The sequence below is a fragment of the Acinetobacter sp. ANC_7588 genome (assembly GCF_056783995.1).
Genome location: NZ_JBWYIU010000010.1, coordinates 105,970 through 131,625, shown reverse-complemented (window position 1 = coordinate 131,625; position 25,656 = coordinate 105,970). Strand labels below are relative to the sequence as shown.

23 protein-coding genes and 1 tRNA gene are annotated in these 25,656 nt (G+C 40.1%); 17 read left to right on the top strand and 7 right to left on the bottom strand.

Annotated elements, in window-relative coordinates:
• The first annotated feature begins 99 nt into the window (after nucleotides 1-99).
• From AC1M9J_RS10830 to AC1M9J_RS10770, 13 genes are all read left to right on the top strand, one after another.
• Entirely contained in the window at nucleotides 100-1,371 is a 1,272-nt protein-coding gene (locus AC1M9J_RS10830; RefSeq protein ID WP_481610165.1) for a glycosyltransferase family 4 protein, read from the top strand.
• Nucleotides 1,372-1,390: 19 nt separating this feature from the next.
• Complete coding sequence (locus AC1M9J_RS10825) at nucleotides 1,391-1,942, top strand: phosphatase PAP2 family protein (RefSeq protein ID WP_035265627.1); 552 nt, start codon at nucleotides 1,391-1,393, stop codon at nucleotides 1,940-1,942.
• Between the two features lie 111 nt (nucleotides 1,943-2,053).
• Nucleotides 2,054-2,254, top strand: a complete 201-nt coding sequence (gene iscX, locus AC1M9J_RS10820) for a Fe-S cluster assembly protein IscX (RefSeq protein ID WP_035265625.1) — start codon at nucleotides 2,054-2,056, stop codon at nucleotides 2,252-2,254.
• A gap of 109 nt (nucleotides 2,255-2,363) precedes the next feature.
• Entirely contained in the window at nucleotides 2,364-2,795 is a 432-nt protein-coding gene (ndk, locus tag AC1M9J_RS10815) for a nucleoside-diphosphate kinase (RefSeq protein WP_035265623.1), read from the top strand.
• Between the two features lie 122 nt (nucleotides 2,796-2,917).
• Entirely contained in the window at nucleotides 2,918-4,153 is a 1,236-nt protein-coding gene (gene rlmN, locus AC1M9J_RS10810) for a dual-specificity RNA methyltransferase RlmN (protein ID WP_035265621.1), read from the top strand.
• Between the two features lie 56 nt (nucleotides 4,154-4,209).
• Nucleotides 4,210-5,010: a type IV pilus biogenesis/stability protein PilW gene (gene pilW, locus AC1M9J_RS10805; RefSeq protein ID WP_481952303.1), complete on the top strand. Its 801-nt coding sequence runs from the start codon at nucleotides 4,210-4,212 to the stop codon at nucleotides 5,008-5,010.
• The gene (locus AC1M9J_RS10800; protein WP_481591682.1) at nucleotides 5,001-5,801 is read left to right on the top strand and encodes a RodZ domain-containing protein; all 801 of its coding nucleotides are present in this window, start codon (nucleotides 5,001-5,003) and stop codon (nucleotides 5,799-5,801) included. The genes pilW and AC1M9J_RS10800 overlap by 10 nt, the downstream gene beginning before the upstream one ends.
• Nucleotides 5,802-5,819: 18 nt before the next feature.
• Nucleotides 5,820-6,941 (top strand): flavodoxin-dependent (E)-4-hydroxy-3-methylbut-2-enyl-diphosphate synthase, encoded by a 1,122-nt coding sequence (gene ispG, locus AC1M9J_RS10795; RefSeq protein ID WP_481591683.1) that lies wholly within the window; start codon nucleotides 5,820-5,822, stop codon nucleotides 6,939-6,941.
• A 3-nt stretch (nucleotides 6,942-6,944) separates the two neighbouring features.
• Nucleotides 6,945-8,240, top strand: a complete 1,296-nt coding sequence (hisS, locus tag AC1M9J_RS10790; RefSeq protein WP_481952302.1) for a histidine--tRNA ligase — start codon at nucleotides 6,945-6,947, stop codon at nucleotides 8,238-8,240.
• 29 nt (nucleotides 8,241-8,269) lie between these two features.
• The gene (locus tag AC1M9J_RS10785) at nucleotides 8,270-8,971 is read left to right on the top strand and encodes a YfgM family protein (protein WP_481952301.1); all 702 of its coding nucleotides are present in this window, start codon (nucleotides 8,270-8,272) and stop codon (nucleotides 8,969-8,971) included.
• Nucleotides 8,971-10,119 carry an outer membrane protein assembly factor BamB gene (gene bamB / locus AC1M9J_RS10780; RefSeq protein ID WP_481952300.1) on the top strand — a complete coding sequence of 383 codons (1,149 nt, stop codon included), beginning with the start codon at nucleotides 8,971-8,973 and terminating at the stop codon, nucleotides 10,117-10,119. Before AC1M9J_RS10785 ends, bamB begins: the two co-directional genes overlap by 1 nt.
• Nucleotides 10,120-10,289: 170 nt before the next feature.
• On the top strand, nucleotides 10,290-11,702 hold the full coding sequence (der, locus tag AC1M9J_RS10775; RefSeq protein WP_035265604.1) for a ribosome biogenesis GTPase Der: 1,413 nt from the start codon (nucleotides 10,290-10,292) through the stop codon (nucleotides 11,700-11,702).
• 98 nt (nucleotides 11,703-11,800) lie between these two features.
• Nucleotides 11,801-12,445, top strand: coding sequence for a 4'-phosphopantetheinyl transferase family protein (locus AC1M9J_RS10770; protein WP_481596018.1), 645 nt, complete (start codon nucleotides 11,801-11,803; stop codon nucleotides 12,443-12,445).
• A gap of 38 nt (nucleotides 12,446-12,483) precedes the next feature.
• On the opposite strand, the gene secF is transcribed toward AC1M9J_RS10770, so the two are convergent.
• The 7 genes from secF to queA all read right to left on the bottom strand — a co-directional run bounded on the left by secF (nucleotide 12,484) and on the right by queA (nucleotide 19,943).
• Nucleotides 12,484-13,461 (bottom strand): protein translocase subunit SecF, encoded by a 978-nt coding sequence (gene secF, locus AC1M9J_RS10765; protein WP_481596076.1) that lies wholly within the window; start codon nucleotides 13,459-13,461, stop codon nucleotides 12,484-12,486.
• Nucleotides 13,462-13,468: 7 nt separating this feature from the next.
• A complete protein-coding gene (gene secD, locus AC1M9J_RS10760; protein WP_035265600.1) occupies nucleotides 13,469-15,370 on the bottom strand; it encodes a protein translocase subunit SecD in 1,902 nt (633 codons plus the stop codon).
• 53 nt (nucleotides 15,371-15,423) lie between these two features.
• Nucleotides 15,424-15,753, bottom strand: coding sequence for a preprotein translocase subunit YajC (yajC, locus tag AC1M9J_RS10755; RefSeq protein ID WP_035265599.1), 330 nt, complete (start codon nucleotides 15,751-15,753; stop codon nucleotides 15,424-15,426).
• Nucleotides 15,754-15,850: 97 nt separating this feature from the next.
• Complete coding sequence (gene tgt, locus AC1M9J_RS10750; RefSeq protein ID WP_035265598.1) at nucleotides 15,851-16,981, bottom strand: tRNA guanosine(34) transglycosylase Tgt; 1,131 nt, start codon at nucleotides 16,979-16,981, stop codon at nucleotides 15,851-15,853.
• A 285-nt stretch (nucleotides 16,982-17,266) separates the two neighbouring features.
• Nucleotides 17,267-17,842, bottom strand: coding sequence for a LemA family protein (locus tag AC1M9J_RS10745; protein WP_481591688.1), 576 nt, complete (start codon nucleotides 17,840-17,842; stop codon nucleotides 17,267-17,269).
• An 18-nt stretch (nucleotides 17,843-17,860) separates the two neighbouring features.
• A complete protein-coding gene (locus tag AC1M9J_RS10740) occupies nucleotides 17,861-18,895 on the bottom strand; it encodes a hypothetical protein (RefSeq protein ID WP_481596020.1) in 1,035 nt (344 codons plus the stop codon).
• A gap of 10 nt (nucleotides 18,896-18,905) precedes the next feature.
• The gene (queA, locus tag AC1M9J_RS10735; RefSeq protein ID WP_180028870.1) at nucleotides 18,906-19,943 is read right to left on the bottom strand and encodes a tRNA preQ1(34) S-adenosylmethionine ribosyltransferase-isomerase QueA; all 1,038 of its coding nucleotides are present in this window, start codon (nucleotides 19,941-19,943) and stop codon (nucleotides 18,906-18,908) included.
• A 182-nt stretch (nucleotides 19,944-20,125) separates the two neighbouring features.
• On the opposite strand from queA, the gene AC1M9J_RS10730 reads away from it, so the two are divergent.
• The 4 genes from AC1M9J_RS10730 (at nucleotide 20,126) to AC1M9J_RS10715 (ending at nucleotide 25,619) form a co-directional block, all read left to right on the top strand.
• Nucleotides 20,126-20,212, top strand: a tRNA-Leu gene (locus AC1M9J_RS10730).
• A 358-nt stretch (nucleotides 20,213-20,570) separates the two neighbouring features.
• Nucleotides 20,571-21,851, top strand: a complete 1,281-nt coding sequence (locus tag AC1M9J_RS10725; protein ID WP_180028869.1) for a sensor histidine kinase — start codon at nucleotides 20,571-20,573, stop codon at nucleotides 21,849-21,851.
• Nucleotides 21,852-21,916: 65 nt separating this feature from the next.
• Entirely contained in the window at nucleotides 21,917-24,658 is a 2,742-nt protein-coding gene (glnE, locus tag AC1M9J_RS10720) for a bifunctional [glutamate--ammonia ligase]-adenylyl-L-tyrosine phosphorylase/[glutamate--ammonia-ligase] adenylyltransferase (protein ID WP_180028868.1), read from the top strand.
• A 34-nt stretch (nucleotides 24,659-24,692) separates the two neighbouring features.
• Nucleotides 24,693-25,619 (top strand): branched-chain amino acid transaminase, encoded by a 927-nt coding sequence (locus AC1M9J_RS10715; protein ID WP_035265589.1) that lies wholly within the window; start codon nucleotides 24,693-24,695, stop codon nucleotides 25,617-25,619.
• The last annotated feature ends 37 nt before the right edge of the window (nucleotides 25,620-25,656 follow it).

The window sequence follows — 25,656 nt, the reverse complement described above, 5'->3', positions numbered from 1 at the left end:
CATCTATTCTAATTATGACAAGTATTTAATGAAATCATCATCATAATGAAATGATCCATCTCTAAAGTAAAAGTATGAAAAAAATACAAAAGAGGTGTGATGATGGGAATCATGGACACTGTATTGCCTAGATCGACAACGCAATATGATCACCAGAGGCTAAAATTTAAAAATCAAAACTCCGATCGTGATGTATCGGTGCTTGAGCAATTGGGGCGATCTAGATTAAAAATAGCTGTCGTTACGGAGACATGGCCGCCAGAACTGAATGGTGTTTCATTGTCTTTACTACAGATTTGCAAAGGTCTACAGAAACTTGGTCACAAAATTCTATTGGTGCGACCTTCACAAAAACAAATATGTTCGGAATTTTCACCGAATCGTGAGTGTTTGGTGAATGGTCAAACCATTCCGAAGTATGCCCATATGCAATTTGGCTGGCCACAGTATGGCAAAGTGGCTAAAGCTTTTGATGAATTTCAACCAGATTTGGTGCATATCGTGACGGAAGGACCATTAGGTTTAGCGGTACTTCAGCTCTCAAAAAACAAAAAGATTCCTGTGAGTAGTGGTTTTCATTCTGCTTTTCATGACTTTAGTCGTTTTTATGATCTTGCATTTATGGTCAAGCCGATTCAGCACTATCTCAAATGGTTTCATAACAATACGCAATTGACCTGTGTACCAAGTCAGGACTCGGCTGATGCGATACGTAACTTTGGTGTTACATGTCAAGTTGAAGTGATTAAGACTGGGGTGGATGTTGAAAAGTTTTCACCTACTTTTCGAAGTGTGCAACTCAGACGACAATGGGATGCTTGTGAGAATACAACTGTCCTGCTTTATGTTGGTCGTGTTTCACCTGAAAAAGAAATTCAGGTGTTAATTGATGCCTATTTAAAACTTAAAACACAAACAACGCGCAGATTTAAGTTGGTCATCGTGGGGGATGGGCCCGATTATTCGCGTTTGGTTCGTCAAAGCAAACATACCGATATCATCTTTACTGGAAGCTTAAGTGGTACAAATCTTGCTGAATCATTTGCAAGCGCAGATGTATTTGTTTTTGCCAGTCAAGTAGAGACTTTTGGCAATGTCGTGCTTGAAGCGATGGCGAGTGCATTGCCTGTCGTTGCTTATGATTATGCTTGTGCTAAGCAGTATTTAGATGCGGAAACAGCATGGTTAGCACCTTTGGGTGAGCCTGCAACCTTGGTTCAATATATTATTAATCTGCCCCAGAACAAACGCTTGCATGCAATGGGGATGCAAGCAATGAAAAAAGTACAACAAGTCGGATGGCAACATCCAGTTCAACAACTCGAACATGCATTTTATCGTGTCGTGCAGCAGAAAACGCTCATGGCTTGAACGATAGGAGTAGAGTGAAATGAATTTTAAAAATACCAAAATAAAAATACTCGATCTTGATCTAAGAGGATGTCTCTATTTCAATAATCTATCGCATACACAAAGTATTGCACTCATATTTAAAATTATTAGTCGGCTCGGAGATGGAGTTTTTTGGTACATGATGGTGGCGTTGGTGTGGCTACTGCAAGGACCGCAATACACTATTCAAATTTTATATATTGTTGTTGCTGCTTCGTTAGGTACGCTGATTTATAAAATTTTAAAAACAAAAACAGTACGTCCACGACCATACCAAGTTCACCAAGTTATTCATATTGGCGAAAGACCACTAGATCATTTTAGTTTTCCTTCTGGTCATACATTGCATGCAGTAATGGCAACAATCGTATTGGGTTATGTAGAGCCTGTCTTGCTGGTGATGATGATGCCATTTACCATTTTGGTTGCGTTGTCGCGCATGGTATTGGGATTGCATTACCCAACTGATGTTTTAGTTGGAGCCTTAATTGGGGCGACGGTTGCGAGTGGTATTATCTTAGCTGCTCCAGCATTGAATATCATATTGTGAGGGTAAGTTGATTGCATGATAAGGCGTACAAAAGCAATATAATTGTACGTCTTGATTTGCTTTTTGCTAAAATTAAGCCATGAATTCACCAAAGATGATTTAGGAATAAGTATGGGTTTACGTTGGACAGACACCCTTGATATCGCAATTGAACTGTATGAAGCCCATCCAGATGTAGATCCACAATGGATCCGTTTTACTGATCTTCATGCATGGGTTTGTGCGCTTCCAGAGTTCGAAGATGATCCAAACAAATCAACAGAAGGATTGTTAGAAGCAATTCAAATGGCTTGGATTGACGAAGCTCGATAATTCATCGATCGAAAAAAACCATTTTTTTACACGCGAAAAGCAGATAATCGCGCATTATTCGGTATAATGCGCCAAAATTTTCATGTCAATTTGACTAAAGGAGCCAATCATGGCTATTGAACGTACTTTATCTATCGTTAAACCAGATGCAGTTGCTAAAAACCACATCGGTGACATTTTTGCTCGTTTCGAAAAAGCTGGTCTTAAAATCGTTGCGACTAAAATGAAACATTTAACTCAAGCTGAAGCTGAAGGCTTCTATGCTGAGCACAAAGAACGTGGTTTCTTTGCTGACCTCGTTGCGTTCATGACTTCTGGTCCAGTTGTTGTATCAGTTCTTGAAGGTGAAAACGCAGTTCTTGCTCACCGTGACATCCTTGGCGCTACTAACCCTAAAGAAGCTGCTCCAGGTACAATCCGCGCTGACTTCGCTGTAAGCATCGACGAAAATGCTGCTCACGGTTCTGACTCTGTAGCATCTGCTGATCGTGAAGTTAACTACTTCTTCGCTCAAACTGAGATCGCTCCACGTACTCGTTAATTCGCAGTATTCAAACCAGATAAGTGCTATACTGCTTATCTGGTTTTTTTATTTCTGAAAGATTTTATTGCTTGAAAATTGAGCATGTTCTTTTATCCCACATTATGGTTTAGGTAATACTCATGAATTCTGAAGTTGTCGCTTCATCCGTCAATTTAGATGAACAACAGCCCACTACTGTTCAAGTACAGCAGGCTGATACTGTACAGAAAGTGAATTTACTTGGCCTGTCACGTCCGCAAATGGAAAAATTCTTTGAGGATATGGGGGAGAAAAAGTTCCGTGCGGGTCAGGTGATGAAATGGATTCATCAGTTCTTCGTTACTGATTTTGCTGAAATGACTAATATTTCAGGGAAATTACGTGAAAAACTTGAAAAGATTTGTGAAATTAAAGCACCAGAAGTCGTGCATAAAAACTATTCTAAAGATGGAACACGTAAGTGGGTATTCCGTGTAGGTGATGGTGCGGGTTCTTTGGTTGAAACAGTACTGATTCCTGCTGAGGATAAAACGGGTTCGCGTAAAACGTTATGTATTTCATCACAAGTCGGTTGTGCTTTGGACTGTTCGTTCTGTTCAACAGGAAAACAAGGTTTCCAACGCGATTTAACACAGGCTGAAATTATTGGTCAGTTGTGGATGGCGAACTATTCCTATATGGAAGATGTGCCAGTTGCTGAGCGTGAGCGCTCTGTGACCAACGTGGTAATGATGGGTATGGGCGAACCATTATTGAACTATGACGCTGTGCTTAATTCAATGCGTATCATGCTTGATGATTTCGCCTATGGAATGTCTAAACGCCGTGTCACATTGTCAACGTCAGGGGTTGTGCCGAAGATAGATCAATTGGCTCAAGACATCGATGTTGCGCTTGCAATTTCATTGCATGCAACCAATGATGAGTTACGTAACGAATTAGTACCAATTAATAAAAAATATCCCTTAGAGCAACTCATTGCAGCGTGTCAGCGTTACATCACTAAAGATGGTAATGAAAGTGCACGTAAGCATGTCACAATTGAATATGTCATGTTAGACGGGGTCAACGATCATCCTGAACATGCACAGCAGATGATTAAGTTGTTAAAAAATTTACCAAGTAAAATTAACTTGATTCCATTTAATCCATTCCCACATGCACCATACGGGCGTTCGAGCCGAAATCGCATCATTTCTTTCCAAAAAACTTTGTCTGATGCTGGTTTTGTGTGTACGATTCGTCAGACACGTGGGGATGATATTGACGCAGCTTGTGGTCAATTGGTTGGTCAAGTGGCTGACCGTACTCGTCGTGCAGAACAATGGAAGAAAAAAGTGCTAGAACGTAATGAAATTATGCGTTCACAAGGCTAGTTGTATCATTTAGATGTGAATGATTAAAAAGAGGGAGGCATCATTTGAGCAAGCCGATGTATAAAAAAATAGTCATGACGATGACAGTCGCTTTATCTGGATTGCTTTTCTTTGGATGCCAAACTACCAGTGGCGATACGAGCAAAAAGGATCCTGAGAAATCAGTGAAAGTTCGTACCCAAATGGCGGCTGAATATATTCGGAATGGGAATTTAGATGCTGCCAAACGTGTGCTTGATCAGGCATTAGAGGTTAATTCGCGCGATTCAACTGCAAATATGATGATGGGGGTGTTGCTTCAGCAAGAAGGAAGTGACATCAACATGCAACGTGCAGATCATTATTTTTCTCGTGCTATTTCAATTGATCCTAAAAATGCGCAAGCACGTAACAACTATGGTACGTATTTGTATCAAGTGAAGCGATATAATGATGCTGTTAAACAGCTTTCAATTGCAGGCGCAACGCTTGGATATGACCAACGTCATCGTGCATTAGAAAACCTTGGGCGGATTTATCTCATTCTAGGGGATATACCGAATGCTGAAAAAACGTTCAAACAAGCACTGCTAGTCAATCGTGACTCGACTGTTTCAATGATAGAGTTAGCAGAGATATTTTATCTGCAAAAGAATAATATTGCCGCGCGTCAGCTATATGAGCAATTTGTACTCAAAGTTGGCCAGCAAAATCAAGGTGCGCGAGCACTCTGGATTGGTTTACGTATCGCACGTGCCAATGGTGATAGAACGGGAATGTATGTGCTGGTGAATCAGTTGCGTACTTTATTTCCAAATAGTCAAGAATTTCAACGTTATTTGCAATTACAGTTCAATACTGAGGCCGTATGGAAGTAAATCCTAATTCACAGCAACCTACTGGTTCAAACGTAGCACCTAATGCTTTAGGAAATATTCAACGCCCTGGCGAGTATTTGCGTCAAATCCGTATTTCTCAACAACGTGATCTGGTCAAAGTTGCTGGTGATTTGAAAATGCCAGTAAAAACGCTTGAAGCGTTAGAGCAAGACGAATACAAATCGTTGCCAGAAGCGACTTTCATTAAGGGATATTATCGTTCGTATGCGAAGTATCTCAAAGTTGATGCCTCTGCTTTGATTCAACGTTTTGATGAAATCTATCAAAATGATACAGGTTTACTGCCAAATCATGCTTTGAACAATTCTCCAATTAAAATTATGGGGAAACTTCCTGGCTCGAAAAGCGTACGTAATCGCAAGTGGATTAAACGCATCGTGATTGCGTTAATTATTTTGGGCGTGGCTTGGCTATTAATCTCCGCAATCCAAAAATGGGCTGCTAAAGGCGATTCGTCAAACTCTGATACGAATCAATCCAACAATGTCCAAATTCTGACCTTAAACAATGGTACAGGCACGACTGAAGCAGTATCAGGCGATACGATGAATCTCAGTTTTAGCCGCCCTACATCAGTACACATTGTGGACAGTACGGGTAAAGTTTTAGCAACTGGACGCCAATCAACTGCGATTAGTTTGAATGGACAGTCTCCATTCCAAATTCGATTAGATGATGCTCAAGCCGTTTCATTGAGTTTAAATAATGAAAATATTTCATTGTCACCATATACCGTAAACGGAAAAGCTGAATTCCGTTTATCACGTTAATGGATTAAAGGTAAAACGATGATCGAGAATCCGATTCGACGCAAACCAACGCGTAAAATTCGCGTAGGTTCTGTGTATGTGGGTGGCGATGCGCCAATCAGTATTCAAAGCATGACCAATACTGAAACTTGTGATGTAGCTGCAACAGTTGCACAAATTCAACGTTGTGTGGATGCTGGTGCGGATATTATGCGTGTGTCTGTACCGAGTATGGAAGCCGCTACTGCTTTTGGAGAAATCCGTAAACAAGTGCAAGTTCCACTCGTTGCCGATATCCATTTTGACTATAAAATTGCTTTAGCTGTTGCAGATTTGGGTGCAGATTGTCTGCGTATTAACCCAGGGAATATCGGTTCAGAAGCAAAGATTCGTGAAGTGGTTGCTGCGGCTCGTCACAACGATATTTCAATGCGAATTGGAGTCAATGCAGGCTCTCTCGAAAAAGATATTCAAAAGAAATATGGTGAGCCAACAGGTCAAGCTTTGCTTGAGTCAGCAATGCGTCATATTGATATTTTAGATCGTTTGGATTTCCAAGAGTTTAAAGTGTCAGTGAAAGCATCGAATGTCTTTTTGACGATGGATGCTTATCGTTTGTTGTCACAACAAATTGACAATCCTTTACATTTAGGGGTGACTGAAGCTGGAATTTACCGTACTGGTTCGGTGAAGTCGGCAATTGCACTGGGCGGATTGTTAATGGAAGGCATTGGCGACACCATGCGAATTTCATTAGCAGCGGAACCTGAGGAAGAAATCAAAATTGGTTTTGATATTCTTAAATCTTTGGGCTTACGTTCAAATGGTATTAACTTTATTGCTTGCCCAAGTTGTTCACGTCAAGAATTTAATGTCATCAAAGTGATGCAAATGCTTGAAGAGCGTTTGGAAGATGTACGTACTCCAATGGATGTTTCTGTCATCGGGTGTAAAGTCAACGGTCCTGGTGAAGCTAAAGAAGCTGATATTGGTGTAGTGGGCGCAAGTCCACGTTCACTGGTGTATCGTAATGGTGAAAAGAGTCATTTAATTGACACAAATCAATTGGTTGACGAAATCGAAAATATGGTTCGTCAACGTGTTAACGAGCTTGAAAAAGCTAAATCAAAAGAGATTATTCGCACAGGTTTTTCTGAGTAGATCATGAGTTCAATCGTCGCAATCAAAGGTTTTAATGACATTCTCCCAACGCAAACCCCAGCTTGGAGACGTCTTGAACAGCATCTGTCTGGTTTGATGGATGTCTATGGCTATCAACAAATTCGTTTGCCGATGGTTGAACAGACAAACTTGTTCAAGCGTTCTATTGGTGATGCAACGGATATCGTTGAAAAAGAGATGTATACGTTTTTAGATAAAGGTAATCCTCCTGAGTCTTTGACTTTACGTCCTGAAGGTACTGCGGGTTGTGTACGTGCTATGCTCGAACATAATTTGCTTCGTGGTGCGACACCGCGTGTTTGGTATATTGGACCGATGTTCCGTTATGAAAAACCGCAAAAAGGTCGTTACCGTCAATTCCATCAATTTGGTGTGGAAACGTTTGGTGTTGCAACTCCTGATCAAGATGCTGAACTGATTTTGATGACTGCGCGTCTGTGGAAACGGATGGGTGTTGCGGACAAAGTTCAATTAGAGCTTAATACTTTAGGTGAGTCAGATGAGCGTGCAGCTTATCGTGCAGCCTTGGTTGAGTTTTTAGAATCACATAAGTCAGATTTAGATGAAGATTCGCAGCGTCGTTTAACGACGAATCCACTGCGTATTTTGGACTCTAAAGATGCAAAAACTCAAAGCATTTTAGAAAATGCGCCTAAACTTCATGACTTTATGGGTGAGGAGACGCTGGCACATTTCCAACAATTACAGCAATATCTAACTGATGCAGGTATTTCATTTGTCATTAACCAAAAGTTGGTTCGTGGCTTGGATTACTATAATAAAACTGTATTTGAATGGACGACGACACATCTCGGTTCACAGGGTACGGTTTGTGCTGGTGGTCGTTATGATGGTTTAGTGGGTCAGTTAAAAGGTAAACCAGATCAATCGGTTCCTGCGGTTGGTTTTGCAATGGGTATTGAGCGTTTATTGCTTCTTTTAGAACAAGTAGAAGACAATACACCAGTACGTGATTGTGAAGTATTTTTACTTGCAGATCCTGCGACGCAAGGCAAAGCTTTAGTTCTAGCTGAACAAATCCGAGATCAATTTGAAGCTGCAAGCAGTTCAGTGCGTCTGAAAGTTGGCTCTCAAGGCTCGATGAAAAGTCAAATGAAAAAAGCGGATCAGTCTGGTGCAATTTATGCCTTAATCTTTGGTGAGCGTGAAGCTGAGGCGCAACAACTTTCAGTCAAAGCGTTGGCTACAGCAGAGCAGACACAAGTAGCTGTCAATGACATTGTGCCGTTCATCATTGATAAACTATCTTCAAAATAAATTTAAGAACATAAGGAAAGGGCGATCATATGAGCGCAATGACTGACGAAGAACAACTGCATACAGCGAAGTCGTTTTTTAAGAAATATGGATCGGCGTTGATTATGCTGATTCTTCTTGCCCTGATCGCCTTTTTCGGATGGGAATATTGGAAAAAGAAAAACGCAGCAGAAGATCAAATACAGACTGCTAAAGTACAGCTCTTGGTTGATGAAGCGAAAGCTGCAACAACTGATCCTAAAGTAGCGACTGCTTTGGATGGAACTGCTGAAAAAATTGTAAAAGAAAATCCTGATTCGATTCATGCGGTTCAAACGCAATTTGTAATGGCAAAATTGGCTTATGACCAAGAGAATTATGCCAAAGCTGAACGTGAATTGAAAAAAATTGAAAATGCTCAAATCAAAGATGAAGGTTTACAACACATCATTAAGCTTCGTTTAGCAGATGCTCAACTGGCACAAAAAAAATATGATGAAGCTTTAAAAACATTGTCTGGGTTAAATTTGCCCGCTTTCAAAACAACTGTAGATGAAGCACGTGGCGATATTTATATTGCTAAGAATGATATTGAAAATGCGAAAAAAGCTTATCAGAGCGCGTGGGATAACTTAATTGCAACTAAACAAGAACGCCAAATCTTACAAATTAAACTCGAAAGTGTTGGCATATTAGTAGATGATCCTGAAATTGAGCGCCCAATTTTAGATATACAAACGGATGAGTCTTAATGGATAGAAAGTATAAAATTTCTTTTGTTCTAGCGACATTGTCGTGTGCACTAATGGCGTGTACAAGCAATACGGTGAAAGAAGAAAAGGTGAAACCTAATCCGTTGCCTAAAATTCAGCAATCGGTGAGCTTAGCACCTATTTTTTCACATAATGTTTCAGCGACGGATACTGCTGATCCATTGCGTTTGAGAATGGCGAATGATCAAGGTGTTTTATACTTTTTAGATCCTAAGGGACAGGTTTCTGCATATCAAGGTAAGCAGCGTGTCTGGGAAAAACAAGTTACCAAGCTTGGTTTAAGTTCAGGTGTTGAAGCGGCCAATGGGTTAGTGATCGTCGGCAACAAGAAAGGTCAACTGTTTGCTCTCGATCAAAAAACGGGTGATATCCGTTGGACTGCGCAATTAAGTGGTGCAATTTTGAGTGCGGCGCTTATTCAGACTGGTCGAGTGATCGTTGTTGCAAATGACGGTACGGTGTTTGGTCTGGATGAAAAAACAGGTCAACAAGTGTGGACTTATCGTATGCCAAACGAACAATTGAGCTTACGCGGTCAAGCTTCACCTGTGCGCTTAGACCCACGAACAGTGTTAGTGGCCTCGTCAAATGCATACGTGTACGCAATTGATAGTCTCACTGGAACTTTGCGTATGCAAAGACGTGTGGCAGTCAGCGATGGTCGTTCTGATATACAGCGTTTAGTTGATGTGGATGCAGATCCAATCGTTGCAGGACAATTGGTTGTAACCACTAGCTATCAAGGCCAAGTCACTGTACTAGATCTAGTTTCGCAACGTGTGATTTGGAGTGAAGATGCAAGCAGTATTAACCGTGCTGAAGTTGCAGGTCGCCAAGTCTTCGTCACGCAAACAGATGGTAAAATTGTATCGTTTGATCTGGTGACGGGTCAGCCGTTATGGACTAATGATCAATTGCTTAACCGTCAATTAAGCAACCCCGTAATGTTGGGTCAGTATTTAGTGGTAGGTGATTATGAGGGGGTACTCCACCTTGTAGATCCTAAAAATGGTCAACTTGTTGGTCGCGAAAAAACGCGTGGTGAAGTACGTTCGTTGCGTGTAGTGAACAATCAGCTTTACTCAGTGACACGTACAGGCACACTTACAATTTGGCAGAATCGTTAATTTTTTCTCTGCTTATGGTAAACTAGTCGCTGAATACATATTTTAAGTTCGGGGTGTTGAATTTTCAGACCCCGACATTTTTATTTTTAAGTAGATGATTCGTCTAACTTCTTCCACAGTTTCTGATGCTCAGGCCAATTGAGTTGGCTGATCTTGTTAAAGGTTAATCTATGAAACCCGTTATTGCGCTCATTGGTCGTCCGAACGTCGGAAAATCAACGCTGTTTAACCAGATTACCAAAAGTCGTGACGCGCTTGTTGCAGACTTTGCCGGTCTTACTCGTGACCGTAAATATGGTGATGCAGTTTATCAAAATAAATCATTTATCGTTGTAGATACTGGCGGTATCGGTGAAAACGAAGGTGGGATCGACTCTTACATGGCAGAGCAGTCTAAAACTGCGATTCATGAAGCAGATATGATTATCTTTGTTGTCGATGCGCGTGCAGGTCTTCTAGCTTCTGATGAACAGATTGCGCGTGAGTTACGTACACTCGGTAAAAAAGTATTTTTAGTTGCCAACAAAGTCGATGGTGTCCATGCAGAGGCAGCATTGGTTGAGTTTTTTAAGTTGGGTATGGGTGAACCGATGCAAGTGGCTGCAAGCCATGGGCGTGGTGTTCAACAAATGCTCGAAGAAGTGCTTGAAGATGTGCCAGAAGATGACCTAAGTGAACAGCGTGATGAAGATACTGGGCTTCGTCTAGCGATTATCGGTCGTCCGAACGTAGGTAAGTCAACATTAGTTAATCGCCTGTTAGGTGAAGAACGTGTCGTTGCTTTTGACCAGCCTGGTACTACACGTGACTCAATTTACATCCCATTTGAGCGTGATGGTCGAAAATATACGCTCATTGACACTGCCGGTGTTCGTCGTAAAGGTAAAGTGGATGAAATGATTGAGAAATTCTCAATCGTAAAGACTTTACAAGCAATGAAAGATGCCAACGTTGTCGTTGTTGTTGTTGATGCGCGTGAAGGTATTGTTGAGCAAGACTTGCATTTGATTGGATATGCGATTGAAGCTGGTCGTGCGATGGTGATTGCGATCAATAAATGGGACAATATGTCAGAATATGATCGCAAACAATGTAAATTGGATGTTGAGCGTCGTTTTGACTTTATTCCATGGGCAAAAATCCATTTAATTTCTGCTTTGCATGGTACAGGTGTGGGTGAGCTTTATCCTTCAATCCACCGTGCATATGAATCTTCACGTTTGAAAGTATCTCCAGCGAAAATCACTGAGATCTTAAAAGATGCAACAGACGCGCATCATCCACCTAAAGTTCAAGGCCGTGCAATTAAAATGCGTTATGCGCATATCGGTGGTCAAAACCCGCCTACGATTGTGATTCACGGTAATAAAGTTGATAAAACCCCAGCTGACTATCGTCGTTACTTGGAAAACGTGTTCCGTAAAGTGTATAAACTAGAGGGTACACCTGTAAAAATTGAATTTAAAACTTCAGAGAACCCATTTGAAGGTCGTAAATCTCAAATTGACGAGCGTACTGCGGCACGTAAACGTCGTTATGTACAGAAGTTTAAGAAAGCCGAGAAGAAGTTCAAACGCGGTTAATCAATTGTAAATTTAGTCCAGAAAGCCCAAATGTGAAGTTTGGGCTTTTTTTATCATGCGAATAAATTAAGATAAATGGAATCACTGAGAACGTTATTATGACCCGTCATATTCAAATTGATATTTCAAAAATTTCTTCTTTTTTTCAAGTTCCTGAAAATCTCACACGCACAGAAGAAATTAGTCTTAGAAAAAAAATGATTTACCAATATCGCAACAGCTTACTAGGAAGTAAATTAAACAGAACAATAAAAAATGAGGATATTGACCAAACGAAAGATGGAAAACCTTTTTTGAAAAAAATCTCAAACTTTGAGTTTAACCATAGTCATAGTCAACATTATTATGCTTTAGTTACATCACATCATATTCGAGATTTGGGTGTGGATATTGAGGAGCTGAATCGATCAATTCGATTCGAAGCTTTAGCCAAACATGCATTTCATCCACTGGAATATGCGATATGGGCAGAATTGGATTTTGATTCTCGCTATTGGTTTAAAGTCTGGACCATTAAGGAAGCAATTTTGAAGGCACATGGGATGGGAATCCGTATGAGCTTAAATGAGTTGAATACCAATGCCCATACCACACACATGGGTGGGGTTTGTGAGCATCCAGTCTTAGGGGTATTTGCTTATCAGAATTTTGAAATCATGGATTGTATGCTGACAGTCGCATGGCGAAGTGAATACTCTTGCCGTGGTTTTGCAATTCCTCAAATTCAAATCACTCAACATTAAAAAAGCCCATCATTTGATGGGCTTTTTGTATTGAATGTTTATTGAGGAATTTCTTCTTCCTCTTCAAATTCAGGTTTTACTTGAACAATAAAGTCTTGGCGGTTCAGACCACGCCACAATGCAAATGCAGTACCGATATAAATCGAAGAATATGTTCCGACAAAAACACCGACAAACATTGCAATCGAGAACCATTTCAAACCATCGCCGCCCATGATCATCATAGCAACGACCACAAGCAATAGCGTCATCGAAGTGTGGATGGTACGACGTAAGGTTTCAGTCAATGCAATATTGATGATCTCAAGAGGTTCTGCCCCACGAATTTTACGGAAGTTCTCACGAATACGATCCGAGACAACAATATTATCGTTTAATGAGAAACCAATAATCGCTAGAAGAGCAGCTAAAACGGTTAGGTCAAATGGCCACTGCATCAATGCAAAAATACCAAGAGTCACGATAATATCGTGAAATAGCGATAGAACTGCACCCATTGCCAACTTGAATTCGAAGCGAATCGTCACATAAATCAGCATGATAATCAGAGCCAAAGCCACAGCACCTGCTGATTTAATGTAAAGTTCGTTTCCGACTTGACCACCAACAACATCTACCTTAGGTACAGTCACGGTATTATTGTCTAATTGAACTGCGGTGGTAATTGATTTGGTTAGATCTTCCGCTTCAATATCTTCTTGTACGGGCATACGAACCATTAAATCTCGTTCAGAACCTAAGGTTTGAACAACAGCATCATTAAAACCCGCATCACTTAATGCTTGCGTCACTTCAGAGGGTTTTACAGGATTGGCATAATTCAGTTCAGCTGCAACACCGCCAGTAAAGTCTAATCCTAAATTCAGACCTTTAGTCGCGATAAAGAAGATACTTGCAATAGTCAGGATGATTGAAAGCCAAGCTGCTGGCTTTGCAATCTTCATGAAAGGAATTACGCGTTCGTTGTCTGGACGGCCGTATTGTTTTGATTCGAGTTGAGTATTTTCAGTCATGATAGATCTCCTAAATGCTCAACTTTTTCAAGTTACGTTTTTTACCGTAAATGATCTGTACAATTGCACGGGTTACTGTAATCGCAGTAAACATCGAGCAAACAATACCAATCATGAGTGTCACGGCAAATCCTTTGATCGGACCAGTACCAATGGCAAAGAGGATAAATGCAACAAGGAATGTGGTTAAGTTCGAGTCAAAGATGGTGTTATAAGCTCGATCATAACCTGCAACAATCGCCTGTTTAGGCGATGCTCCCCATTTGATTTCCTCGCGTATTCGCTCGCAAATTAGAACGTTTGCATCCACCGCCATACCGATGGTAATAACGATACCTGCAATACCTGGCAGCGTTAATGAAGCACCGATCCAAGACATAACCGTCAAGATCATTGCTAAGTTGAATACTAGAGCGAAGTTCGCAATAACACCGAATAAGCGGAAGAATACCACCATCCAAATTGCGACCAAGATGAATCCAATTTGAGTGGATAGTACACCCTTATCGATGTTTTCTTGACCTAAGCTTGGACCGATAACACGCTCTTCAACAAAGTACATTGGCGCAGCGAGCGCACCTGCACGAAGCATTAAAGCTAGCTCAGCTGCTTCTTGGGGTGAATCTAAACCAGTAATACGGAACTGTGAACCCAGTACTGCTTGAATATTTGCTGCATTAATGACGACAGATTCAGTATATGGTGTGCGTACTTCAGTTTGTGCACCTGTTTCAGGATCTTCAACGTAACTGATACGTTGTTTATTCTCAATGAACAGTACCGCCATACGCTTACCAACAGCGCTACGAGTCGCATCTGACATTAACTTACCACCTGCATTATCAAGGGTAATGTTAACTTCTGCTGTACCACTATCTTGTCCAAAGCCTGAAGAAGCATTTTGTACACGCTCACCCGTCAGAATACGATTACGGTTAAGTAAAAGTTCACGACCACTGTCTAAAGATTCATAGGCGAATACTTCTGTCCCTGGAGGTAAGGGTTGACCATTATATTTCCCTGAATAAGGATCAATATATTGATCATTTAGATCAGACACCAAACGGAATTCTAAGTTTGCTGTACGACCTAAGATACGTTTTGCTTCAGCTGTGTCTTGGACACCTGGTAATTCAACCACAATACGGTTGCTACCTTGGGTTTGAACCAATGCTTCTGCAACACCAAGTTCATTAATACGATTACGAAGTGTTGTTAAGTTTTGATCTAACGCATACGACTGAATTTCTTGCTTTGTGGTATCTGTATAGGTTAAACGAAGACTGGCACCATTTTCAGTTGCAAGTGCTTGTTGAGTATATTTATTGCCGTTACGACGAAGTTGATCCATCGCTGCTGCACGATCTTCATTGTTAGCAAATTGAACAGTGATCGCATTGTTATTCAATGAAAGACTATTGAATTTGATCTTGTTCTCACGGAATTCGCGTCGCAAATCAGCAGCCGATGTTTCCATGCGCTGCGCAATCGCTTTGTCCATATCCACCTCAAGGAGGAAGTGGACACCACCACGCAAATCAAGACCAAGTTTCATTGGTCGTGCACCGATTTTCTGTAACCATTCAGGTGTTGTTGGCGCGAGGTTTAATGCAACAACATAGTTTTCACCCAGACCTTCACGTAGGATATCTTTTGCTTTTAATTGGGCTTCAGAACTGTCTAAACGTAGAAGGGCAGCATTTTGAGTAAAGCTGTTATTGTGGGATTGGATATTGTTGCTTTTTAATAGTTGCTCTGCTTTTTGAATCACTGTGTCATCAATGACAGAACCAGCTTTTGCACCAGAAATTTGGACAGCTGGTTCATCAGGATACAAACTTGGCAGGGCATATAATGTACTCACGACTAGTACAACTAGAATGAGTAAATATTTCCATGCTGGGTAACGCATTCGCTTTCTTCTTAAAATGAAAAAAGTCGTGCAGCTGCACGACTATTTTATAATTAAAGGTTATTTAGAGTGCCTTCAGGTAATACTGAAATTACACTTGCACGCTGAATTTTAACTTCGTTGCCACGGTTTAATTCAACCACAGCGAAATCACCTTCGAGTTTAGTAATACGGCCCATTAAACCGCCTGCAAAAACGATTTCGCTGCCAACGCCTAAGCTCTCAACCAAAGTGCGATGTTCTTTCGCACGTTTTGCTTGAGGGCGCCAAATTAAGAAGTAGAAAATTGCAATGAATACTGCAATCATCAATAAGTTAGCAACTAAGCTTGGTTGTTGTGCAGCTTCACCAGCTGCGTGTGCAGTCGAAATAAAAAGGCTCATTTCATTTTCCTAAACTAAAAATATCAAAAAAGATGATAAAAAATCGGCTTGTTCAGCAATTTACATTGTCTTTTTGCTCAGCGCAAATACTGATGTATTAATCTTGCGGACAAGGAGGTACTTCAAGCCCACGGCGTGCATAAAAATCGTGAACAAAATCATCAAATGTTCCGTTATCTAATGCATCACGCATCATTTCTGCTAAACGCAAGTAATAACGAAGGTTATGGATTGTGCCAAGCATTGATGCAAGCATCTCACCACATTTTTCTAAATGGTATAGATACGAACGGGTAAAGTTGGTACAGGTGTAACAATCGCAATGCGGATCAAGTGGGCTTTGATCATGGCGGTATTTCGCATTTCGTATACGCACTAAACCGTCCGTAACAAAATAATGTCCATTACGTGCGTTACGAGTTGGCATTACACAATCAAACATGTCTACACCACGACGAACAGCTTCAACGATGTCTTCTGGTTTGCCAACACCCATTAAATAACGTGGTTTATCCGCAGGCATTTGCTCTGGAAGATAATCAAGGACCTTGATCATCTCTTCTTTTGGCTCGCCTACAGAAAGACCGCCAATCGCATAACCATCAAAACCGATTTCTTTTAATCCATTTAGTGATTCTTGGCGGAGGTCTTCATACATGCCGCCTTGAATAATACCAAACAGAGCATTGCGGTTTTTTAACACATCATGATGTTGAGTCTTACAACGCTTTGCCCAACGCAATGAAAGTTGTAGAGATTTCTGAGCTTCTTCGTGAGTCGCTGGATAGGGTGTACATTCATCAAAAATCATCACGATATCTGAATTCAATGTATGTTGAATATCCATCGAAATTTCAGGAGAAAGAAAGACTTTAGAGCCATCAATTGGAGAGCGGAATGTTACGCCGTCTTCTTTGATACTACGCATTGCGCCTAAGCTAAATACTTGGAAGCCACCAGAGTCAGTCAAAATTGGTTTATTCCATTTCATAAAACCATGTAGACCACCGTGCTCACGAATGACATCTAGACCAGGGCGTAGATATAAATGAAAGGTATTTCCTAAAATGACCTGTGATTTAATTTCTTCAATATCACGTGGGAGCATGCCTTTAACAGTACCGTAAGTTCCGACAGGCATAAACATCGGTGTTTCAACGACACCATGTTCCAAGGTTAAGCGTCCGCGTCGAGCGCGACCAGACTGACCTAATTTTTCAAACTTCATAAATTGTCCAAATCGAGGCGAAAAAACAGTTCGCTGATTGATAGCGATAAAGCGCTCTATTTTCCTAGATTCGCGCAGTTTATGCTAGAAAAATTACATTATTCTTAACGACTTGGATTTTTGTTTATGAAAAATTACAAGAGATTCATGATCTTGCTAAACAATGAAGATATCTGCTTATTTTTCGCCCAGCTATACAGTTTTTAGCATATCTTAATATGAATAAATCGTAATGGATAAACAACGTGATTCTCTAAGATATTGCCACTTTTTAAGGTGGAATCCTTATTTGAAATTAGGGCGATAATCAAAATTTTGTTGAGCTTGATGATCTGTAAATGGGCGAATAGGTTTCTTTGCGAGGCTGATACTGTTGATTAAGTTATTTGGAAAAATTTGAATCAAGTTATTAAACTCTTCGACATTTCGATTGAATATTGAAATTGCAGCACTGACATTTTCATTTTGCTCTTGAATGTCATGCATCATTTGGTTGTAAAGCTGATCAGCTTTGAGATCTGGATAATTCTCAACAACCACATTTAAACTTTTCATTAACGACTGACTTAGCGCTTCAATATGCTGAAGCTGAGCTACATCAGTTGATTGTGTATTGAGATTTAGGATTTGTTGGCGTAAGGCTGTGATATTTTCTAATGTTGATTTTTCAAACTCAGTGTATTGAGATAAATTTTGCTCAAGATGCTCTAATGTTTTAATTTTCTGACGTTCAAAATTTGCGACATCTGACCAAGCACGCTGAGAAGCATTCAAATATCTAACGATATTATTTCGAACCCATATTCCCCAAACAATAATCAAAACAAAGATGGAAAGAAAAATGAATAAGCCCACACGCATTACCTAATATGATCGTTATTATGCAACTAAGTTTAGCATGCTCTGTTTGAGTTGTTGATAATTTGGCATGGTTAATGTTCTTAAGTAACCGCGCAAAGCGGATATATTTTTAATGTCTTTGATTTCAAGCTTGTGCGTGACTTCAAATAAATCGCGCTCTCCCAAATAGCACATGATTTGGTCATGAGGGTGGAAAATTAAGTCGCCCTGGTGAAGTCGATAAAATTCAATTAGTTTGAGTGTGGTTGATGGCGTCATGATCTTTGCGAGTTGTAAGCGGTCTGTACCGTAAATCTGAACTTTTTTACGTAGCTCTAAATCGCTGCTCTCCCAGTGCTCTGTATATGGTGCTGTGAACTCTTTCTTTCTACTGGTTGTCGCTAATCCTAGTGGTGATATATCAAATACAAATACGCCCCAATGATGACGTTCAATTTTTTTTAATTTTTGTGGTGTTTTGTTTTGCTCAGGCAGATTGATTTCATCAATAAATCGGTAATGAAAAAGCATAACAGGAAAATCTTGATTTTGCGCGTTTTTCCACGTGGTGGAGGCAAACTTTAAAATATCATTGGCATGGTTACCTTGGTTAAACAAAGGAAATTTTTGCCTTAGCTGACTTATGATCAAGGTGTTATGTCTATTTGTTCCAAGGTGTGATGGCGTTGAATAAGCTTCTATACCGAATTTAAAACCAATCATTCGTTCTTCAAGAAATGAAATCACTTCATGAATAGGTTTATTCGGTTCATAAATTATATATGCAATCAGGATAAGTATCGCCGATGCGCTATATGCCATCCATTTTAATGTGTCAAAAATAGGAAAGAGCGAAAAAACACTGAATATGATGGCAAGCGTAACTAAAAATTTAGGTATGCCATTGTGAAAAAAGAGTTGGGTATTCGAACCCCATGGATGTAATCCTTGCAGGATGTCATCAGAATGTTGAGCAGAACGTCCAAGAGCCCAAAGCCGATCAACACTGGCCATAATTTGCTTGTTCTTTCGGGTGCGAAGGTGAAGCAGTTGCTGAACAGAATCAATCGGCATAGATCAGATCCTAATCTTTTGCTTGGTCAATCAACATTGCGTCACCATAACTAAAGAAACGATAGCGTTCTTTTACAGCATGTTGATACGCATTCAAAATATAATCACGATTGGACAGGGCTGAGACAAGCATTAATAATGTTGATTCTGGAAGGTGGAAGTTAGTAATTAAGCGATCTACTACTTTAAATTCATAACCAGGATAAATAAAAATCTGAGTATCACCAGTCCAGCCCTTCAGTTGGCCATCATTGGCTTGAGCCGCACTTTCAGTTGCCCGTGTTGCAGTCGTTCCGACGGCAATCACTTTATTGCCTCGATCTTTAGTCGCCTTAATCAACGCCATAGCTTCATCGCTGACTTGGCACCATTCACTGTGCATGATGTGATTTTCGATATCAGTGGTGCGTACTGGTAAGAAGGTACCTGCACCCACATGTAAGGTGACAAATGTCTTGTTTACACCTTTATCTTCAAGTTTTTTTAATAGTTGTTCATCAAAATGTAGAGACGCCGTTGGAGCAGCAACGCTAGCAATTTTTGTAGGATCATTAAATACGGTTTGATAACGAACAGTATCAATATCTTCTGCTTCTCGGTTGAAGTAAGGTGGAATAGGCAATGCACCATACTGATCCAATACATCTAAGATTGGTTTGGAAAATTCCACCACATAGAGATTTTCATGGCGCCCTTGAACCGTAACTTTAACCTCATCTGATCCGACAAAAAGCTCAGCACCTGGTTTTGGTGAGTTACTTGCTTTGATATGGCAATGAGCAATAAATTGATCAAGCATTCTTTCAACCAGAACCTCAATCGCACCACCCGAAGCACGCTTACCTTTCAAGCGAGCTTTCATTACCTTAGTATCATTGAGAACTAATAAATCACCTTCATTAAACAGGTCTAAAATATCGGTAAATTGGTGATCGTCATATTGACCATCGGCTTTAAGATGAAGTAAGCGAGAAGCGCTTCGCTCTTCAAGAGGGTAACGGGCAATAAGTTCGTCAGGGAGTTCAAAGTTAAAATCAGAAAGTTGCATAAGAATATAAAAATGGAATCAGCAAAAATTTTGGCATTAGTATATGCTTTTTTTGCCTAGTTCGAGTTGAGTTTGGTGGTTAAAAAAGCATAATGCATGCTATTGATTTAAAAATAGGCGCTTGAGTCAGGTTTTGCATTGACAAAGAAAAGAAAAACGATATTATACCGAACACAACCTTTCCCGAGGTGGTGAAATTGGTAGACGCGGCGGACTCAAAATCCGCTGTCAGAGATGACGTGTCGGTTCGAGTCCGACCCTCGGGACCAAATACTTAAAGGCCTTCAAGCATATTCAGACTTGAGGGCCTTTTTATTTGTTTTAAATAAATAAAGGAATTTTAAAATTTCAAATGAAGATTTGATGAATAATATAAGATAAGGATTGAGTAAATTTTATTTTAATAATAAATAGTTATGGTTTATTCAATCGATCTTCACTAGACGCTTACGTTTTATAAAGTACGACTCATGCTTTAGCTAGATATTCAGTCCTCAAAAATGCACTTTCTTAATATTTGAGAATGTATTAGTCTTGATGAAATAAGGTTTCATTTCTTTACTGTGAAATGAAAAAATAAAATGTAATCGATCATTATTCCCCTTTACTCCATGGCAGGATGTAGACATGAAAATAGAATTTATAGATGTCGATCAAGCTGATCAGCTCAGTGCCTGCAAAATGTCTCTTTTACTCGGTGTATCAACGCCAAAAAATCAACTTGAGAGTTTTTTAAGATTTGCGCGTGGCATTTTAAATGCGGAGTCAGCAATCTTAGCTTTTCATGATGAACCATATGTGTGGCATTCTTCTCCAAATGGATTTAAAGCTTTTAATGCCAATAAAAAAGCAAAATTATTACCATATTTCGCGGGTCAAACTTCGATCAGTCGTGATCATCCTAATTATTCATCTTTTTCAGCACATATTCATCAACTCGGAGTTGATCACGAGCGAATTATAGCCATTGATTTAAAAGTGAATGATGATTTTTCAATTGGTCAAGTGATTTTATTTGATAATCAGCACCAACCTTTTGATGATCAAAATTTAGAACTGGTTTATGATTTTTCAATGAGCTTAATTCGTATATTAGAGCTTCATTCGGATTATGCGGAACTCAAAGAATTATATGAACAACAATCGGCGCTTAATTTCAGTAAAACAAAATTCTTTCAAATCATTGCACACGATTTACGCGCACCATTTCATGGCTTATTAGGTTTTTCTGATGTATTGGCCAATGAACGTGAAAGTTTGGATGAGGACAGTGTACAGAATATCGCTGAGTATCTACATGATACCGCTCAATCGACTTATAACTTATTGGAAAGCCTATTAAATTGGGCAATGGCTGAAGGCGGGAGATTTGTCTATCACCCTATTCAGTTTGAGCTTAAACAGGTGACAAAAATCGTTTTTGATGTTTTAAACACGTTGGCTGTGAAAAAAAATATTCAATTAATTGAAAGTGTGCCGCAAGAGTTAAAAGTCTTTGCCGACATTAATATGATCACATCAGTGATTCAAAACTTGGTATCCAATGCTTTGAAGTTTACTCATGTGGATGGAACTGGAAAAGTTTATATCGAAGCATCAAAATGCGATCAAGGTGTCGAAATTGCCATTCGCGATACAGGTTTAGGTATGACATCACAGCAAATTGAGAAGCTTTTTCAACCGGATTTGAAGGTATCTATTCGTGGTACATCTGGTGAAAAAGGTGCTGGTTTAGGTTTGGTGTTATGTAAAAGATTTGTTGATTTGAATCATGGTGAAATTTGTGTCAGTTCTCAACAAGGTCAAGGTACGACTTTTAAAGTCATATTACCTGAAGCAGACACTCATGCAGCGTTACCTGCCACCCCAAATACGAGTAATCAAACATCTTTGGAAAAAGTGAACTAAATAGTCCACAAAATGCGTAAGGACTGATATAAAAGAGTTTTAGATTTATTCAGGCTTTTTTTCAAATGAATGCTGATCAGTTGCAAAAAACTCTTAGAGCCAGTCAATACGCGGAACAAGTTTATAATTTACATCAAACATTATTAGAACAAGATTATTCATCTGATCAATTTAATAAATTTTTAAGTACTGAACAAATCTATCACATTGTACAAAAAGAACTTGCTGACATTCAGGATGAAAAAGAATGGATGCAAAAAATTCGAATTTTGCGAGCACGTTTAATGTTTCGGTGGATTTGGCAGGATGCGAACCGCCTCATTTCAGTTATTACATTGACTCGTGAGCTTTCAGACTTTGCCGATGCCAGTATTGATGCAGCCAAAAGCTTCGCTTATCGTCCATTGCAAGCCAAACATGGAGAGCCGATCGGCTATAACGGTAAGCTTCAAGACCTTATCGTGATTGCAATGGGTAAATTGGGGGCTCAGGAACTTAATTTATCCAGTGATATTGATCTTATATTTGCCTTCGATGAGCAAGGTGAAACCAATGGTCGTAAATGTATTGATGTTCAGCAATTTTGCATCCTTTGGGGGCAAAAAATTATTTATTTGTTGGAACATATCACCGCAGATGGATTTGTATTCCGAGTGGATATGCGATTACGACCATGGGGTGATGGTTCAGCACTTGCAATCAGTCATGCGGCACTCGAAAAGTATCTCAGTCAACATGGGCGTGAGTGGGAGCGTTATGCATGGATAAAGGCGCGTATTGTTACAGGAGGAAAGGAAGGGGATGAGCTTCTGGAAATGACTCGACCTTTTGTATTCCGCCGTTATGTGGACTACACTGCTTTTGCAGCGATGCGTGAAATGAAAGCGATGATTGAGCGTGAAGTTCAACGTAGAAATATTGAAGATGATATTAAACTTGGTGCAGGTGGTATTCGTGAAGTCGAGTTTATCGTTCAAGTTTTCCAGTTGATTTATGGTGGTTCAAAACTTGAGCTACAAGACCGTCAATGTTTAGTGAGTCTACATCATTTGGGGGTTGTTGGATTACTTGAACCTGAAGTGGTAGATGAGCTTGAAAATGCTTATTTATTTTTGCGTCGTGTGGAACATGCTATTCAAGCCTTAAATGACCAACAAACACAATCACTGCCTACTGAGGTTGACCAAAGAAATCGCATCGTAGAGACACTTGGTTTTGAGAGTTGGGATGCGTTCTTAGATGTTCTCAATGAGAAGCGCGCTATAGTAACTTATCAGTTTGAGCATTTGATTAAAGAAAAAGAAGTAGATCCATTGGTTGAAAGCTTTAGCCAAATAGAGCAGCAATTGAATGAAGTTTTAGATGAGTCTGCTAAAAATTTGGTTCGTGAATTTTGGTATGGACATGCCATCAAAAAATTACCCGCTAAAGCAGTTAATCGTTTAAAAGAGTTTTGGCCTCATCTGATTCAAGCTGTTCTCGAATCGGATAATCCACAAGTCGCTTTGGTAAGGCTGATGCCACTGGTTGAATCTGTGATGCGGCGAACAGTCTATCTAGTGATGTTAATTGAAAGCAAAGGAGCATTACAGCGACTCGTTAAAATGGCGACTGTAAGCCCATGGATTTGTGAAGAGTTAACCCATTATCCAGTTTTACTCGATGAGTTTTTATCAATGGATTTTGAGCTACCTAAACGCCAAGATTTGGAGGATTCACTTAGACAGCAGCTGCTGCGCATTGAAATTGATCAAGTGGAAGATCAAATGCGCGTATTGCGCTTATTTAAAAAATCGAATGTTTTGACTGTAGCAGCAAGTGATGTATTGGCTGAAAGTCCACTGATGCGTGTGTCTGATGCGCTCACCGATATTGCTGAGGTTTCAGTTCAAGCAACTTTGAATTTAGCATATCAAATTACAGCAAAAAAACATGGTTACCCAGTAGATGCAGATGGTCAACGTTGTTCAAAAAATCATATGGCATTCAGTGTCATTGGGTATGGGAAATTAGGCGGTATTGAACTTGGGTATGGTTCAGACCTTGATTTAGTCTTTATCCACTATATGGATGAGCAGGCAGATACAGATGGCTTGAAACCAATTAGTGGTTTTGAATTTGCGATGCGTGTTGGGCAAAAGCTCATGTCGCTGATGACAACCCAAACTTTAGATGGTCGTGTGTATGAGATTGATACACGATTGCGTCCTTCAGGAGAAGCTGGGCTTCTCGTCACAAGCCTTAAGGCTTTTGAGCAATACCAACTTAAAAATGCATGGCTTTGGGAGCATCAAGCGATTGTTCGTGCGCGTAGTATAGCGGGTGAGCAAAGCTTAAGAGAAAAGTTTGAGGAATTACGCTGTCGTATTTTAACTTTGCCTCGAAATGAAGAAACGGTGAGAGCAGAAGTGCTAAAAATGCGTCAAAAAATGAAAGACCATTTAGGCTCATCAAATGAGCAAAAAAAAGATGGAATTTTTCATTTAAAACAGGATGCAGGTGGTATCGTTGATATCGAATTTATGGCACAGTATGCAGTATTAGCATGGAGTGGGACGAATCCTGATCTCGCCCATTACTCCGACAATGTACGAATCCTTGAGGATGCCGCAAAAACTGGCTGCTTATCCAGCGCCGATGCGACAGCATTGATTCAAGCTTATCTCCGTGAACGTGCCGAGAGTCATCGTTTAGCCCTTGCAAATCAATCCATGCAAGTGAGTGCTGCGAATTGGCTCGATACCCGTAAGGTCGTTTGCAAGCTATGGCAAAGATTAATAGATCCAACTGCATCAGTAGTTGGATAGAAATGACTGTGTATAAAAATTTGGAGTTTAGGTCATGAATTTGGCTGATCGTGATGGTTTTATTTGGCAAGATGGACAATTAGTTGATTGGCGTGAAGCAAAAACTCACGTCTTAACACACACTTTACACTACAGTATGGGTGTGTTTGAGGGTGTCCGTGCCTACGAAACTCCGAATGGAACGGCAATTTTCCGTTTAAAAGAACACACTAAACGTCTTTTAAACTCTGCCAAAATTTATCAAATGAAAGTTCCGTTTGATCAGGCGGCATTAGAACAAGCTCAAATTGATGTGGTGCGTGAAAATAAATTAGCTTCTTGCTATTTACGTCCAATTATCTTTATTGGTTCGGAAAAGCTAGGTATTGCAGCGACGGATAATACAATTCATGCAGTGGTTGCTGCGTGGAGCTGGGGCGCTTACCTTGGTGAAGAAGCAATGGCGAAGGGTATTCGTGTAAAAACTTCTTCTTTTACACACCATCACCCTAACGTGACGATGTGTAAGGCGAAAGCATCAGGAAACTATACGCTGTCTATTTTGGCACACCAAGAAGTTGCGCACTCAGGTTATGACGAAGCAATGTTACTTGATCCACAAGGTTATGTGTGTCAAGGTTCAGGTGAAAACGTATTCTTAGTGCGTGATGGCGTGATTCATACCCCTGATATCGCTGGTGGTGCTCTTGATGGTATTACTCGTCAAACCATTATTACGATTGCGAAAGACCTTGGATATGATGTTGTAGAGCGCCGTATCACACGTGATGAATTCTATATCGCTGATGAGGCATTTTTTACAGGTACAGCGGCAGAAGTAACGCCAATCCGTGAATATGATGATCGTCAAATCGGTGAAGGTGTTCGTGGTCCAATCACAACACAAATCCAAAAAGCATACTTCGATGCCGTACAAGGTAAAGACCCTAAATATGCTCACTGGTTAACATATGTGAAGTAATTAATGCTTTGAAAAAAGGACTCAATTGAGTCCTTTT

Excerpts from the sequence above, each read along its gene's own strand:
- yajC (WP_035265599.1), bottom strand. The coding sequence starts at position 15,753 with ATGAGCCTTTTTATTTCGACTGCACACGCAGCTGGTGAAGCTGCACAA.
- pilW (WP_481952303.1), top strand. The coding sequence starts at position 4,210 with ATGTATAAAAAAATAGTCATGACGATGACAGTCGCTTTATCTGGATTG.
- AC1M9J_RS10770 (WP_481596018.1), top strand. The coding sequence starts at position 11,801 with ATGACCCGTCATATTCAAATTGATATTTCAAAAATTTCTTCTTTTTTT.
- ispG (WP_481591683.1), top strand. The coding sequence starts at position 5,820 with ATGATCGAGAATCCGATTCGACGCAAACCAACGCGTAAAATTCGCGTA.
- AC1M9J_RS10715 (WP_035265589.1), top strand. The coding sequence starts at position 24,693 with ATGAATTTGGCTGATCGTGATGGTTTTATTTGGCAAGATGGACAATTA.
- queA (WP_180028870.1), bottom strand. The coding sequence starts at position 19,943 with ATGCAACTTTCTGATTTTAACTTTGAACTCCCTGACGAACTTATTGCC.
- AC1M9J_RS10800 (WP_481591682.1), top strand. The coding sequence starts at position 5,001 with ATGGAAGTAAATCCTAATTCACAGCAACCTACTGGTTCAAACGTAGCA.
- hisS (WP_481952302.1), top strand. The coding sequence starts at position 6,945 with ATGAGTTCAATCGTCGCAATCAAAGGTTTTAATGACATTCTCCCAACG.
- AC1M9J_RS10830 (WP_481610165.1), top strand. The coding sequence starts at position 100 with ATGATGGGAATCATGGACACTGTATTGCCTAGATCGACAACGCAATAT.
- AC1M9J_RS10785 (WP_481952301.1), top strand. The coding sequence starts at position 8,270 with ATGAGCGCAATGACTGACGAAGAACAACTGCATACAGCGAAGTCGTTT.
- tgt (WP_035265598.1), bottom strand. The coding sequence starts at position 16,981 with ATGAAGTTTGAAAAATTAGGTCAGTCTGGTCGCGCTCGACGCGGACGC.
- AC1M9J_RS10825 (WP_035265627.1), top strand. The coding sequence starts at position 1,391 with ATGAATTTTAAAAATACCAAAATAAAAATACTCGATCTTGATCTAAGA.
- AC1M9J_RS10745 (WP_481591688.1), bottom strand. The coding sequence starts at position 17,842 with ATGCGTGTGGGCTTATTCATTTTTCTTTCCATCTTTGTTTTGATTATT.
- glnE (WP_180028868.1), top strand. The coding sequence starts at position 21,917 with ATGAATGCTGATCAGTTGCAAAAAACTCTTAGAGCCAGTCAATACGCG.
- der (WP_035265604.1), top strand. The coding sequence starts at position 10,290 with ATGAAACCCGTTATTGCGCTCATTGGTCGTCCGAACGTCGGAAAATCA.
- iscX (WP_035265625.1), top strand. The coding sequence starts at position 2,054 with ATGGGTTTACGTTGGACAGACACCCTTGATATCGCAATTGAACTGTAT.
- AC1M9J_RS10740 (WP_481596020.1), bottom strand. The coding sequence starts at position 18,895 with ATGCCGATTGATTCTGTTCAGCAACTGCTTCACCTTCGCACCCGAAAG.
- ndk (WP_035265623.1), top strand. The coding sequence starts at position 2,364 with ATGGCTATTGAACGTACTTTATCTATCGTTAAACCAGATGCAGTTGCT.
- rlmN (WP_035265621.1), top strand. The coding sequence starts at position 2,918 with ATGAATTCTGAAGTTGTCGCTTCATCCGTCAATTTAGATGAACAACAG.
- secD (WP_035265600.1), bottom strand. The coding sequence starts at position 15,370 with ATGCGTTACCCAGCATGGAAATATTTACTCATTCTAGTTGTACTAGTC.
- bamB (WP_481952300.1), top strand. The coding sequence starts at position 8,971 with ATGGATAGAAAGTATAAAATTTCTTTTGTTCTAGCGACATTGTCGTGT.
- AC1M9J_RS10725 (WP_180028869.1), top strand. The coding sequence starts at position 20,571 with ATGAAAATAGAATTTATAGATGTCGATCAAGCTGATCAGCTCAGTGCC.